General features: G+C 74.5%; 15 protein-coding genes. 13 read left to right on the forward strand and 2 right to left on the reverse strand.

Annotated elements, in window-relative coordinates; translation table 11 throughout:
• Positions 1-72: 72 nt before the first annotated feature.
• A complete protein-coding gene (locus tag BO39_RS27465; RefSeq protein WP_084698614.1) occupies positions 73-555 on the reverse strand; it encodes a sugar transferase in 483 nt (160 codons plus the stop codon).
• A gap of 215 nt (positions 556-770) precedes the next feature.
• Entirely contained in the window at positions 771-935 is a 165-nt protein-coding gene (locus BO39_RS33290) for a hypothetical protein (RefSeq protein ID WP_156964022.1), read from the reverse strand.
• 172 nt (positions 936-1,107) lie between these two features.
• Here BO39_RS33290 and modA point away from each other — a divergent pair, with 172 nt between their 5' ends.
• The 13 genes from modA to BO39_RS32030 form a co-directional block, all read left to right on the forward strand.
• Positions 1,108-1,893: a molybdate ABC transporter substrate-binding protein gene (gene modA / locus BO39_RS27470; RefSeq protein ID WP_043839779.1), complete on the forward strand. Its 786-nt coding sequence runs from the start codon at positions 1,108-1,110 to the stop codon at positions 1,891-1,893.
• A gap of 7 nt (positions 1,894-1,900) precedes the next feature.
• Positions 1,901-2,599, forward strand: a complete 699-nt coding sequence (gene modB / locus BO39_RS27475; RefSeq protein WP_043839781.1) for a molybdate ABC transporter permease subunit — start codon at positions 1,901-1,903, stop codon at positions 2,597-2,599.
• 41 nt (positions 2,600-2,640) lie between these two features.
• A complete protein-coding gene (gene modC, locus BO39_RS27480) occupies positions 2,641-3,738 on the forward strand; it encodes a molybdenum ABC transporter ATP-binding protein (protein WP_043839782.1) in 1,098 nt (365 codons plus the stop codon).
• 111 nt (positions 3,739-3,849) lie between these two features.
• Entirely contained in the window at positions 3,850-5,823 is a 1,974-nt protein-coding gene (locus tag BO39_RS27485; protein ID WP_043839784.1) for a methyl-accepting chemotaxis protein, read from the forward strand.
• A 1-nt stretch (position 5,824) separates the two neighbouring features.
• Complete coding sequence (locus BO39_RS27490) at positions 5,825-7,201, forward strand: chemotaxis protein CheW (RefSeq protein WP_052402939.1); 1,377 nt, start codon at positions 5,825-5,827, stop codon at positions 7,199-7,201.
• Positions 7,198-8,334 (forward strand): chemotaxis-specific protein-glutamate methyltransferase CheB, encoded by a 1,137-nt coding sequence (cheB, locus tag BO39_RS27495; RefSeq protein ID WP_043839786.1) that lies wholly within the window; start codon positions 7,198-7,200, stop codon positions 8,332-8,334. The genes BO39_RS27490 and cheB overlap by 4 nt, the downstream gene beginning before the upstream one ends.
• Positions 8,331-9,167 (forward strand): CheR family methyltransferase, encoded by an 837-nt coding sequence (locus tag BO39_RS27500; protein ID WP_043839788.1) that lies wholly within the window; start codon positions 8,331-8,333, stop codon positions 9,165-9,167. The genes cheB and BO39_RS27500 overlap by 4 nt, the downstream gene beginning before the upstream one ends.
• Positions 9,164-11,140 carry a chemotaxis protein CheA gene (locus BO39_RS27505; RefSeq protein WP_043839790.1) on the forward strand — a complete coding sequence of 659 codons (1,977 nt, stop codon included), beginning with the start codon at positions 9,164-9,166 and terminating at the stop codon, positions 11,138-11,140. The genes BO39_RS27500 and BO39_RS27505 overlap by 4 nt, the downstream gene beginning before the upstream one ends.
• Complete coding sequence (locus BO39_RS27510; RefSeq protein ID WP_052402941.1) at positions 11,137-11,412, forward strand: hypothetical protein; 276 nt, start codon at positions 11,137-11,139, stop codon at positions 11,410-11,412. The genes BO39_RS27505 and BO39_RS27510 overlap by 4 nt, the downstream gene beginning before the upstream one ends.
• 4 nt (positions 11,413-11,416) lie before the next feature.
• Positions 11,417-11,800 (forward strand): response regulator, encoded by a 384-nt coding sequence (locus BO39_RS27515; protein WP_043839792.1) that lies wholly within the window; start codon positions 11,417-11,419, stop codon positions 11,798-11,800.
• A gap of 25 nt (positions 11,801-11,825) precedes the next feature.
• On the forward strand, positions 11,826-12,524 hold the full coding sequence (locus tag BO39_RS27520; RefSeq protein WP_052402943.1) for a chemotaxis protein CheX: 699 nt from the start codon (positions 11,826-11,828) through the stop codon (positions 12,522-12,524).
• Between the two features lie 182 nt (positions 12,525-12,706).
• Complete coding sequence (locus BO39_RS33295) at positions 12,707-12,979, forward strand: hypothetical protein (protein ID WP_156964024.1); 273 nt, start codon at positions 12,707-12,709, stop codon at positions 12,977-12,979.
• A gap of 14 nt (positions 12,980-12,993) precedes the next feature.
• On the forward strand, positions 12,994-13,238 hold a 245-nt coding region (locus tag BO39_RS32030), incomplete at its 3' end, for a transposase (RefSeq protein WP_156964026.1).

Here is a 13,238-nt window from a genome sequence, read left to right on the forward strand (position 1 = left end):
TGCTGGCCTTCTCGGGGCTGACCTGGTCGCTGATCGGGCGCCTGCTGGCCTGGTGGCTGGGCTAGGCGGGGCTCAGTCCATCCCGGCCCAGCCGGTGAGGCCCGGGCGGCGTGGCGGGGAGGGGTGCGCCTCGCCGGGTCCAGGCGGGGGTCCGACGAGGGTCATATCACCGCGCAGGAGGTTCAGCAGCACGGGCAGCTGGTCGATGCGGGCGGGGCGGAGCAGGCGACCAAGGCGCGTCGGCACGGGCCGGCCATAGGGTCCGGGCGCGGTGCTGCGGAAGGTCAGCAACTCGAAGGGCCGGCCGCCGCGGCCCTCGCGCCGCTCGCGACGCAGCACCGGGCCGCCCTGCAGCCGCAGCGCCAGCACCACCAGCAGCGACAGCGGCAGCGTCAGACCCAGCAGCGCCAGCGCCACCACCACGTCTCCCGTCCGCAACGCCGCGCGCGAGGCGGCGCGTGGGCGACGGCGCGCCCCACCGCCGGCAACCGGGTCGGGGGCTGCCACGGGCCTGAAACCACCGGGTTCATGGCCGCGGAGGAGGGAGTCGGGCAAGGCTCGCGTCCATCAACGACAGGGCAACGACAGAGCAAGGCGCAGGCAAGGCCAAGGCATCGCTCTCGCACTGCTTAGCGCGGGAAGTGACGACGCACTGCAGCATAGGACAAGATCTGGCCGCGCTCGCCCGCCTAGCGCACCTGCCCACCGGATCGTGAATGGCCCGCTGTTCCGCCCCTGGCCCCGGCCTCCCCGCCAAGGCCATCGAGGGGTCAGAGGAAGGCGGAGACAATCGCCACGATGCCGACCCACAGGAGGATCGAGAGGCCGGCGATCGCCCAGAAGGCGGTTCCGAGGGGAAGCCGCTTCAGGTCCTCCTCTACGGGAAGATCATCGGCCAGATCGGCCTCGTAAACTTCTACCGTCTCAGCCTGCACGACAAACCCCCATCGCTCACGCCCCCCGGCATGATCCAATCGGGCGTAAAATTTATCGGCAGGGGAGATTTGTCGAGTTTCGTAATGCTCGCCTGTCGTAACGATCCTGTGCGCCGCGGTTGCCCATCCCGCGGCCCCGTTCCAGACTGGCCCCCGCATACGGAGCAAGGACGTGATCCGCCGCCGCCTGATCAAGGCCCTCGCCGCGACGCCCCTCTTGGTGGGAGTCCGATCGGCGGCCCACGCGCAGGAGGCCGTCACCATCTTCGCGGCGGCGAGCCTCACCGATGCCATGCGCGCCCTTGGCGAGGCCTGGCGCGGGCGCGGCCATCCCCTCCCCCGCTTCGCCTTCGCCGCCTCCTCGGCCCTCGCGCGGCAGATGGAGCAGGGGGCGCCCGCCGACATCTTCGCCTCCGCCGACGAGCCCTGGATGGACTACCTGGCGGAGCGAAACCTTATCCTGCCGGAGACGCGGGTCAGTCCGATCGGCAACGCCCTCGTCCTCGTCGCCCCGGCCGACCGGGCTCTGCCGCCGGTCGCGCTGACCAGGGGGACGGACCTCCTCGCCCTGCTCGGCCCGAGTGGGCGGCTCGCGACGGGCGATCCCTCCAACGTGCCCGTGGGCAAGTACGCCCAGGCCGCCCTCGCCTGGATGGGTGCCTGGGAGGCGATCGGGCCGCGCCTCGCCCGCGCCGACAACGTCCGCTCCGCCCTGCTGCTGGTGGAGCGCGGGGAGGCGCCGCTCGGCATCGTCTATGCGACCGACGCGGCGGCCTCCCGCGGGGTGCGCGTCGTCGGGACCTTCCCCGCCGAGAGCCACCCGCCCGTGACCTATCCCTTTGCCCTCGCGCGGCGCGCGGCCGTGAACGCGGAGGCCCGCGCCTTCCTCGCCTTCGCCACTGGCCAGGAAGTGGCGGAGACCTATCAGCGCTTCGGCTTCGAGCTGCGGGCGCCGTAGCGCGGGGATGTGGCCTCTTCCCGAGGAGTGGCAGGCGGTCCGGCTGAGCCTTTCCGTCGCCCTCCGCTCGGTCGCCTTCGGATTGCCGCCGGCCGTCCTCGCGGCCTGGCTGCTGGCGCGCGGCCGCTTCCCCGGCCGTTCCCTGCTCGACGCCCTGGTGCACCTCCCGCTGGTGATGCCGCCCGTCGTGGTGGGCTGGCTCCTCCTGGTCACCTTCGGCCTGCGCGGGCCCGTGGGGTCGCTGCTGAACGAGTGGTTCGGCATCCGGCTCGTCTTCACCACCGCCGGCGCCTCCCTGGCCACGGCGGTCATGTCCTTCCCGCTGATCGTGCGTGCCGTGCGCCTCAGCCTCGACGCCGTCGATCCCGGGCTGGAGGCGGCGGCGCGGACGCTCGGCGCCGGGCCGCTCGACCGCTTCGTGACGGTCACGCTGCCGCTGATCGCGCCGGGCATCCTCTCCGGCGCCATCACCGCCTTTGCCGCGGGGCTCGGCGAGTTCGGGGCGGTGATCACCTTCGCCTCCAACATCCCCGGCGAGACGCAGACCCTGCCGCTGGCGATCTACGCCGCGACCCAGACCCCGGGTGGGGAGGCGGTGGCGGCGCGGCTGGCGGCGGTGTCGCTCGCCCTCGCGGTCGCGGGGCTGCTGCTGGCCGACCTCGCGGGAAGGCGGCTCTCCCTCGCACTCGGCCGGGCGGCGCGCTGATGCTGCCCCGCTGATGCTGCCCCACTGATGCTGCCCCACTGATGCTGGAGGTGTCGCTGTCCCACCGCTTCGGCGGGGCGGACGGCTTCCGGATCGAGGCCGCCTTCGCGACGCCGACGCCGGGAGTTACGGCCCTCTTCGGCCCCTCCGGCTGCGGCAAGTCCACGCTCCTCTCGGCCGTCGCCGGCCTGCTGCGGCCCGACCGCGCGCGGGTGGCGCTGGACGGAGCCGTGCTGGTCGATACCGCGGCCCGCATCGCCCTGCCGCCGGAGCGGCGGCGCTGCGGCGTGGTGTTCCAGGACGCGCGCCTCTTCCCGCATCTCTCGGTCGCGACGAACCTCCGCTACGGCGAGCGCCGCGCGCCGCGGGACGCCACCGGCCCCGCCTTCGAGGAGGTGGTGGAGCTGCTGGGCATCCGCCCCCTGCTCGGGCGGCGGCCCGGTGCGCTGTCGGGCGGGGAGCGGCAGAGGGTGGCGCTCGGCCGCGCGCTGCTCTCGCGCCCGCGGCTGCTGCTGATGGACGAGCCGCTGGCCGCCCTCGACGCCCCGCGCCGGGCGGAGGTCCTGCCCTTCCTCGCGCGCGTGCGGCACCGCTTCAGGGTGCCGATCCTCCTCGTCACGCACGCGCTCGACGAGGTGGACCGGTTGGCCGACCACCTCGTGCTGATGGAGGCCGGCCGCGTCCTCGCCACAGGGACCGTCGAGGCGCTCTCGGCCCGCACCGACCTGCCCCTGCTCGCGGGGCGGCGGGACGCGGGAGTTGCGCTCGCCTGCCGGGTGATCGCGCACGACGCGGCGCGCGGGCTCACGCGGCTCGGCTTCGCGGGCGGGGAGCTGCGCGTGCCGCTGCGCGCGGAGCCGCCGGGCGAGGCGCTGCGCCTGCGCGTGCGGGCGCGCGACGTGTCGGTCGCGGTGACGGAGCCGAGGGGCCTCTCAGTCCAGAACATCCTCCCCGCGCTGGTCGAGTCGGTAGAGGAGGCGGGCCCTCATGAGGCAATGCTCCGCCTTCGCCTCGGCGAGGCGGCGCTGCTCTCCCGCGTCACGGCGGAAGCGGCCTCGCGCCTGGCGCTCCGGCCCGGGCTCGCGGTCTGGGCGCTCGTGAAGTCGGCTGCCTTCGGGCCGGAGGACGAGGGAGAATAAGGGCCCCTGCTTGGCGCGGCACGGGGGCGGCCGGTAAGATGCGGCTTCGTCACGTCTCCGCCGGGACGCCCGGCACGTCGCCCGGGCGGCGGCGTGGCCAGGGGAGACCTCATGGCGCTGGTGAAGACATCCGAGCTGGCCGGGCGCGCCTCGGCGCGGGCTGCAGGGGGCACGACGGCTGCCGCGCCGCCGGCGACGAACGCCGCCGCGCCGAACCCGCCCTCCCGGATCGCGGCCCAGCCCAGCCGCGCCCGGCGGGCGCAGGACCGTTCCCGCGCGCGGCGGGAGAAGGCGGCGGAGCGGATCGGCGCCGCGACCGAGCAGCTCGCGGCCGGCGTGACCGAGGCGGCGGCCGCCGCGGAGGAACTCGGCCGGGCCCTTGGCCAGATCGCCTCGGCCGCCGAGGAGGCGGCGGGTGCCGCGCAGGAGTCCCAGGGCGCCATCGACAGCCTCGGCGCCATTTTCGCCCAGGCGCGGGACCGGGCGGAGACCTCGCGCCGCCGGACGGAGGCAATGCAGGCCGCCCTGATCGAACTCGGCACGGGAATTGAGGCCTCCGCCACCTCGGTCGCAGAGAACGCCGCGCGCCAGCTCCGCTCCGTCGAGATCGTCGCGGCGCTGGAGGAGGGCGCGGCGAGCATCGGCAACATCACCCGCGTGGTCGGCGACATCTCCGACCAGACGAACCTTCTTGCCCTCAATGCCGCGATCGAGGCGGCGCGGGCGGGGGAGCAGGGCCGGGGCTTCGCCGTGGTGGCCGAGGAGGTGCGCGCCTTCGCCGAACGGTCGGAGGCGAGCGCGGGCGAGGTGCAGGCGCTCGTCGCCACCATCCGCGACGAGGTGCGCGGCATCGGCGAGCGGATTCGCGCCGCGGCCGAGGGCGCGGAGGCGCAGACGCGCGCGGGCCGCGCCGTGGTCGCGACGTTGGCCGAGGTGCGCGCCGAGATGGACGCCCTGGCCGAGGGCGCGCAGGCGATCCTCGTCGCCGCCGTCCAGGCCGAGGGCGCGGCGCGGGAGGCGCAGCGCGGCGCCGAGGGGGTCTCGGCCGCCGCCGAGCAGCAGTCGGCCGCGACCGCCGAGGCGCAGCGCGCGGTGGAGCAGCAGGTCACCTCGCTGAGCGAGAGCCAGCGCACGGCCGGGGCCCTCGCCGCCATGGCGGAGGGGCTGCAGGCCGGGACCGCCAGCGAGGGCGCGGCGGAGGAGGTCGCCTCGGCCGCCGAGGAATTGTCGGCGGTCGTGCAGGAGATGTCGGGCGCGGCAGGGCAGATCACCGCGGCCCTGGACGGTATCGGCCGCGGCGCCCAGGCGCAGGCGGCGGCCACCCAGCAGTCCTCCGCGGCAATGGAGGAGATCGAACGCGCGGCCGGGGACACGCGCGCCGCGGCGGCGGAGGCGGTGGTGCTGCTCGGATCGCTCGCGCCGCGCCTCGGCGGGGCGCGCGCGGGGCTCGCGGCGCTGAACGACGGCATGGCGGCGGCCGTGGCGGAGACGCGGGCGGTGGCGGCGCTCGCCAGCGCGCTCGAGGCCTCCGGGCGGCGGATCGAGAAGATCGTGGACCGCATCGCGCTCGTCGCCGTGCAGACGAACATGCTCGCGGTCAGCGGCTCGGTGGAGGCGGCGCGGGCGGGCGAGGCGGGGCGCGGCTTCGCCGTCGTCTCAACCGACATCCGGGAACTGGCGCGCGACGCCGGCGAGAACGCCGACCGGATGAAGGACGTGGTGCGCGACATCCGCGACCAGGTGGCGGTGGTGCGCGCCGACCTCGACGCCCTCGCGGCTGCCTCGGCCGCCGAGATCGGCCGGGGGCAAAGCATGCTCGACCGGCTGGCCGGGGCGGAGGCGGAGCTGGGGGCGCTGCGCGCCGGATCCGATGAGGTGCTGACCGGGGCGGAGGAGATCCTGCGCGCCGTGCGGGAGGTCTCGGCCGGCACGCAGCAGATCGCGGCCGCGGCGGAGGAGGCGAGCGCCGCCGTCGCCCAGGCCTCCGGCGCCGCGCGCAGCCAGGCGCGCGGCACCGAGGACCTGGCCGCCGCCATCGAGGAGATCGCCGACCTCGCGGACGAGCTTCGCTCGGCGGGCGACTGAGGTGGCCGAGGCCGGCGATGTCCTGACCGTCGATGCGTCAGGCGAGGGCTTCGCCCTGCCGGCCGCCCTCGTGCGGGAGGTGCTGCGCCCGGTGCCGCTGACGCGCGTGCCGCACGCGCCGGCCGCGCTGCTGGGCCTCGCCAACCTGCGGGGCGCGGTGCTGCCCGTGCTGTCGCTCGCGCGGCTGGCCGGGAGTGCCGAGGCGCCGCCCGGCCGCGCCGCGCGCATCGTGGTGGTGGAGGGGGCGGCGACCGTCGGGCTGCTGGTGGAGCGCGTCGCGCGGCTGGGCCCGGGCGGCGGGACACGGGCGCTGGACCTTCCGGCCCTCTTGGAAGAGGCCTTCGCGGGCCTCGCCCGCGCGGCGCCCCGAGCGGCCACTCCCGCCCTGCCCGAGTCAGGCCCCGCGCGGGCGGCCGAGGCGCTGGCGCTCGTCGCCTTCGAGGTCGCCGGGCAGGAATACGCCCTGCCGCTCGACAAGGTGGCCGAGGTGGCGCGCCTTCCGGCTTCCGCGGCGCTCAGCGCGGGAGAGGGCGCGATCCTCGGCCTCGTGCCACACCGGGGCGGGCTGCTGCCTCTCGTCTCGCCGCACGCGCTGCTCGGCCTGCCCACGGGGGAGCCGACGGGCGCGGCGCGGGTCGTGGTCACGCGCCTCGGGGCCCACCGGCTGGGCCTGGTCGTGGATTCGATGCGCGCGATCCTCCGCGTTGAGGAGGAGGCGGTGGAGCCGGTGCCGCCGATCCTCTCCCGCGGGCTGGGAGAGGCGCGGGTGGCCGCGATCCTGCGGCTGGACGGGGGGCAGCGGCTCGTCTCCGTCCTCTCCCCGGCGGGGCTGTTCGACGAGGCGACGGCGGCGCGGCTGGCCACGGGTACGGAGGAGGAGGTGATGGCCGTCAGCAGCGAGGCGGGCGCCGCGGAGCGCTTCGTCGTCTTCCGCCTGGGGGAGGAGAGCTACGGCCTGCCGATCGCGGCCGTGGAGGAGGTGGTGCGCCATCCCGGCGCGCTGACGCGCATCCCGCACGCGCCGGATTTCGTTGAAGGGGCGATGAACCTGCGCGGCGCCGTGCTGCCGGTCATCGACCAGCGCCGCCGCTTCGGCAGCGGGGACGGAAGGCCGGCCGGGCGGATCGTGGTGGTGACGGTGGAAGGGCTGCGCGCGGGCTTCGCGGTGGATGCCGTGTCAGAGGTGCTGCCGGTGGCGGCGGAGGACCTCGCCCCCGTCTCACCCCTGGCCGAGGGCGGCGCGCGGGTCTTCGACCGCGTGGCCCGGGTGGAACGCGGCGGGCGGATCATCCTGCTGATCGACCCCCGCGCCCTGCTGGACGCGGCCGAGCGCGACCTGCTGGCGGCCGTCGCGGCCCAGGTGCCTGCGGGGCCGTGATCCGCCTTCTCGTCGTCGATGATTCCGCGCTCATGCGCCGCCTGCTGGGCGGCGTCTTCGCGGGGGAACCCGATTTCGAGGTCGCCTTCGCGCGGGACGGGGTGGAGGCGCTGGAGGCAATCGCCGCGCGGCGCCCCGACGTGATGACGCTCGACGTGCAGATGCCGCGCATGGACGGGCTGGCCTGCCTCGACCGGGTGATGCTGGAGAACCCGCTTCCGGTGGTGATGCTCTCCTCCCTTACCGAAGCGGGGGCGGAGGCGACGATGGAGGCGCTGCGGCTGGGGGCGGTGGACTTCATCGGCAAGCCCGCCGGCGCCGCCTCCCTCTCGATCGACGCGCTGGCGCCGCGGCTGGTGGAGAAGGTGCGGGCCGCCGCGGGGGCGCGGCTGCGGCGGAGCCACCGCCTGGCCGAACGGGTGCGTCTGCGGGCAGGGCTCTCGGCCGCGGGGAACGCCCCTCCCCGCTCCCCGCAGCCGACCCCGGCCAGGGCCGGCCCCCTGCCCCGCTTGGCTGCCCCGCCCGGTGCGCCGCCGGGACTGGTGCTCGTCGGTTGCTCCACCGGCGGCCCCACGGCGCTCGACGCCTTGCTGGGCCCGCTGCCCACGGACTTCCCCTGGCCGATCCTCATTGCCCAGCACATGCCGGCGAACTTCACCGGTCCGCTCGCGCGGCGCCTCGACCGGCTCTGCGCGCTGACCGTGGAGGAGGTGACACGGCCGGTGCCGCTGCGGCCCGGCCACGCCTATGTCGGCCGTGGGGATGCCGACCTCATCCTCGGCCTGCGCGCGGGCGGGCCGGTGGCGATGGCCGCGCCGTCCGACCCCGCGCGACGCTGGCACCCCTCGGTGGACCGGATGGTGGACAGCGCGATGGAGCACATCCCCGCCGCCGCCCTTGTCGGCGTGCTGATGACGGGCATGGGCAGCGACGGCGCCGCCGCCATGGCGCGGCTGCGGGGGGCGGGCGGGCACACCATCGCGGAGGCGGAGGAGACCGCCGTGGTCTGGGGCATGCCGGGGGAGTTGGTGCGGGCCGGCGGCGCGGACGCGGTGCTGCCGCTGGACGGTATCGCCCCGGCGCTGGCGGCGCTGCTGGGCGCCCCGGAAGGGGCTCGCGGGGCGCGGCGGTGAGCGAGGAACGAACCCTCAGCGAGGACGAGCTGCGGCGGCTCTGCGATTTCCTCTATCGCCGCACCGGCATGTCCTATGGCGAGGGCAAGCGCTACTACATCGAGCGGCGGGTGGCCCAGCAGATCGCGCGCTCCGGCGCCACCTCCTTCGCCGGCTACATGGCGCTGCTGCAGTCCAGCCCGGCCGAGGCGGGGCGGCTGGTGAACAGCTTCACGGTCAACGAGACCTATTTCTACCGCGAGGAGCACCAGCTCCGCTGCCTCGGCCGCTCCATCCTGCCGGAGATCGTGGCGGGGCGGGGCCCCGGGGATCTCGTGCGGATCTGGTCCAACCCCTGCTCCACGGGGGAGGAGCCCTACTCCATCGCCATCTGGCTGCTCGAGAACTGGCCGATCGTCGATGCCTACAACATCGACATTGCCGGCTCCGACATCGACGGCGACGCGGTGGAGGCGGCACGGGAGGGGCGCTACGGCGACCGCTCCCTCGCCCGCCTGCCGGAGCACCTCATCCCGCGTTATTTCGGGCCGAGGCGTGATGGGCGGCGGCAGATCATCAGCGACCTCCGCGAATCCGTCCGCTTCGGGATGGCCAATCTCGTCGATCCGATCGGCATGGCGGCGGAGGGGCGCTTCGACGTCGTGTTCTGCCGCAACGTGCTCATCTACTTCGACGAGGCTTCGCGCCGCCTGGCGGCGGACACGCTGTTCAACGCCCTCCTGCCGGGCGGCTTCCTGCTGCTCGGGCACACGGAATCGATGACCCGCATCTCCGACCGCTTCATCGTCCGGCGCTTCGAGGACGCGGTCGTCTACCAGCGTCCACCGGCATGAGCGACCTGCTGGAAGCCTTCCTCGTCGAGGCCCGCGAGCTGGCCGAGACGGCGGCGGCCGAGCTGATGGCGCTGGAGAGGACACCGGCCGACACCGCGCGTCTGGATGGCCTTTTCCGGGCGGTGCACACGCTGAAGGGATCGGTCGGCCTCTTCGACCTCGCGCCCATGGGAGCCGCGCTTCACGCGGCGGAGGACTTGCTGGACGCGGTGCGGGCCGGGCGGATGGCGCTCGGCCGCGGCGCCATCGACGCCCTGCTGGAACTGGTTGGCGCAGTGGAGACCTGGGTCGAGGAACTGGCCGCCCTCGGGGGCACCCTCCCTGCCGGCTCCGCCCGGCGGGCTGGCGAACTGGAGGCGGGCCTGCGCGCGCTGCTACCGGGGGTAAGCGGAACCCCCGCGATGCCCGCCGCCCGACCACCGGCCGGGGACTGGCTGGCGCCGCTCCTGGCCCAGACGGCGGGAGCGGTGGCGGCGGAGCACGCGGCCGGGCGCATGGTCACCGCCCTGCGCTACGTGCCCGCCGAAGACTGCTTCTTCCTTGGCGACGATCCCATGGCGGTGGTGCGCGCCCTGCCAGGCCTCGTCGCGTTGCACATCGCCCCCCGGCAACCCTGGCCCGAGGCCGGGCCGGACCCCTTCACCTGCAACCTCGTGATCGAGGCGGTGGCGGCGGCGCCCGAGGCCGCGCTGCGTCCCCTGCTGCGCCTGGTGGCGGACCAGGTGCGCCTCGCCGAGCTGCCGCCCCCGGCCGGGCCCGCCCCGCCGCCCGCCCTGGAGGCCGCGCCCGTCGCCCCGCCCCGCGCGCTGCGGGTGGATGCCGGCCGGGTGGACGCGCTGGTGGACCTGGCGGGAGAGCTGGTGGTCGCGAAGAACCGCCTCGCCCATCTCGTGGAGCGCGCGGCGGAGGCGGACCCGGCCCTCGCCCGCGCCCTCGCCGAGAGCCGCGCCGGCATCGAGCGGCTGGCGGAAGCGATGCATCGCGGCGTGCTCGGCCTGCGGATGGTGCCGCTGGGGCGCAGCCTCAACCGCCTGCCCCGCTCGGCGCGCGAGATCGCGGGCCGGCTCGGCAAGGAGGTCGCGTTCCACCTGGAGGGCGAGGCGGTGGAGGCCGACAAGGCCGTCGTGGACGGCCTCTTCGAGCCCCTGCTGCACCTTCTCCGCAATGCCCTGGATCACGGGATCGAGCCCCTGACGGAGCGCGAGGCGGCGGGCAAGCCGCGCGCCGGGCGGATCGCGCTGCGGGCGAGCCGGGGCGGCGCCGGGGTGCTCATCGAGATGTCGGACGACGGGCGCGGGATGGATCCGGCCCGGCTGCGCGCGGTCGCGGTGGCGCGCGGCCTGCTGGACTCCACGGCGGCGGGCGCGCTGGACGACGAGGCCGCGCTCGACCTCGTCTTCCGCCCCGGCTTCTCGACGGCCGGGATGGTGACGGACGTCTCCGGACGCGGCGTCGGGATGGACGCGGTGCGGACAGCGGTGGAGGCGCTCGGCGGGCGCGTCACCCTTCACTCCGCGCGGGGCGCCGGCACCACCGTGCGGCTCGCCCTGCCGCAGGGCGCGGCGGTCACGACGGTGCTCCTGGTGCGCGCGGGCGGCGAGGCCTTCGGCGTGCCCGTGGAGGCGGTGGCGGAGACGGTCCGGGTACCGGCATCGCGCATCCTGCCGCTGCGGCAGGCGGAGGCCTTCGTGCTCCGGGATCGCACCGTGCCGCTGCTGCGTCTGGCCGGCCTGCTGGGCCTCCCCCCTGCGCCGCGGGGCGAGGTCGCGCGGGTGCTGCTGACCGGCGCGGGCGCCGGGCGGGCCGGGCTGGAGGTGGAGGGCTTCGCCGGGCGGCTCGACGTGCTGCTCCGCCCGCCCGAGGGGCTGCTACGGGGCATGCCGGGCATGCTCGGCACGGCGCTGCTCGGGGATGGGCGCGTGCTGGTGGTGCTCGACCTGCCGGCACTGATCGGCGGGAGAGGTGCCGGATGAGCCTTCGCATCGACGGCGACATCGCGCGGCTGGAGGGCGAACCGCGGGTGGAGGACGCGGAGCCCCTTCTCGCCTTCCTCCAGGGCGGGTCAGGGCGCGGCGTGGACCTCAGCGAGGCGGGGCCGCTGCACGCCGCCGTTTTCGGGGTGCTGCTGGCGCTGAGCCCACCGTTGCGCGGAGGTACCGGCGATCCTTTCAACACGCGCTGGCTCCTGCCGCTCCTTGCGCCACCGCTGCCGGAAGGGGATCATCCGCCCCTGTTCACGGAGTAGCCGGATGGCCACCACGGTCCTGATCGTCGATGACAGCAAGCTCGCGCGCATCGTGGCGGGAAAGGCGGTGGCCGCGCTTCAGCCAGACTGGGCGCGGGTGGAGGCCGGCAATGCGGAGGAGGCGATGGCCCGCCTCGACGCGGGCGGCATCGACCTCGCGCTGCTCGACTACAACATGCCTGGCAAGGACGGCATCACGCTGGCCTCCGAGATGCGGGCGCTGCACCCTTCCATGCCTATCGCCGTCATCACCGCCAACCTGCAGGACGAGGTGATCGCGCGCGTGCGGGCGGTAAACGCCACCTTCGTGCCGAAGCCCGTGACGGAGGAGGCGCTGCGCGGCTTCGTCTCCGGCGCGGCGCTGCGCCTGCGCGCGGCGGCGCGATAAGACCCGCCACCGGAACGGACAATCCATGACCATCCTCGGCGCGAGTGTCGGTTCGGACACGGCGGGCGGGCTCGTGGAGCTCAGCCCGCTGGAGCGCGACGCGCTGACCGAGCTGGTGAACATCGGCGTCAGCCGCGCCGCCGCCAGCCTGCGTAAGATGGTGGGGGGCGAGGTGCTGCTCTCGGTCCCGGCCATCGAGATCATCCCCTACGGCACTGCCGCCGCCCTCATCGGCGAGCGCGAGGGCGACGACCTCGTCGCCGTGCGGCAGGACTTCACCGGCGCCTTCCGCGGGCGCGCGCTGCTCATCTTCCCCCAGGCCAGTGGGCTCGACCTCGCGCGCGCCGTGCTCGGCGAGGACGTGGCGCCCGAGGACGCCGCGGAGATGGAGCAGGAGGCCCTGGCCGAGACCGGCAATGTCATCCTGAATGGCTGCCTGGCGACGATGGCGAACATGTTGCACCGCTCGCTCACCATGTCGCTTCCCCAGGTGCTGCGCGGCGACGGGAGCAGCCTTCTCTCCTCCACCGGCGGGGGCGCGCCGGCGGAGGGGCTGGTGCTGTTCCTCTACATCAACTTCTCGGTGAGGGACCGCAGCATCCGCGGCTACATCGCCATGGTGATGGACATGCCCTCGCTCGGCGCGCTGAAGCTGCTGGTGGGAGATTTCATCGAACGGGTAATGGACGACGAGATGGACGTCTTCCCGGCCAGCCAGGGGTAATGCGCCCGGTCGTGGCGACATGTCATGGCGGCTGGGGAAACGTGGAGCCGGCGATGGGAATCGGACCCACGACATTCAGCTTGGGAAGCTGATTGTAAGCCTCGCCAGATCTAAGAGTTAGCACCGCTCAGACTGCCAGGAAAACTCCCGACGGACAGTGGGCGGCTGCATACGCTCGCCGAATGATGCGGGGCGAGACGCCGTTGGCAATGGTGCAACGTCATGTCCGCGAGGGCGAAGGTCACATCCTTCGACAGCGTGATCTGGTTCAGCATCTCGAAGCCACCCAGTCACCTCTGACGGAAGAGGCGCGAACCCTTCTCGCTTGGTTCAATTCGCTGCAGGACGACCACAAGACGCATCTCGCCCAAATCGAGGAAGAGATGCAGTCGGGTCGGCGCGACGCCGACGGCAACGTGCTGCCAGTTAAAAGTTCGGGACAAAACCTGGGTTGAGGCGTTGAGGAAGGATGGCACTCCTCGTTCCTGATGACCTCTGGGCGGTGGTGGAACCGCTGTTGCCGCGAGAGCGGCCGAAGCCGAAGGGCGGTCGGCCGCGTGCGCCCGACCGGGCGGCGCTGGCTGGTATTTTGTTCGTGCTGCGAACGGGCATTCAGTGGCACGAGGTACCGACCGAGCTGGGCTGCTGTGGCAAGACCTGCTGGCGTCGGCTGGGCGAGTGGCACGCCGCCGGGGTCTGGGCCCGACTGCACCG

It is taken from the genome of Roseomonas aerilata DSM 19363, from assembly GCF_000711725.1.
Classification (GTDB): Bacteria; Pseudomonadota; Alphaproteobacteria; order Acetobacterales; family Acetobacteraceae; genus Roseomonas; species Roseomonas aerilata.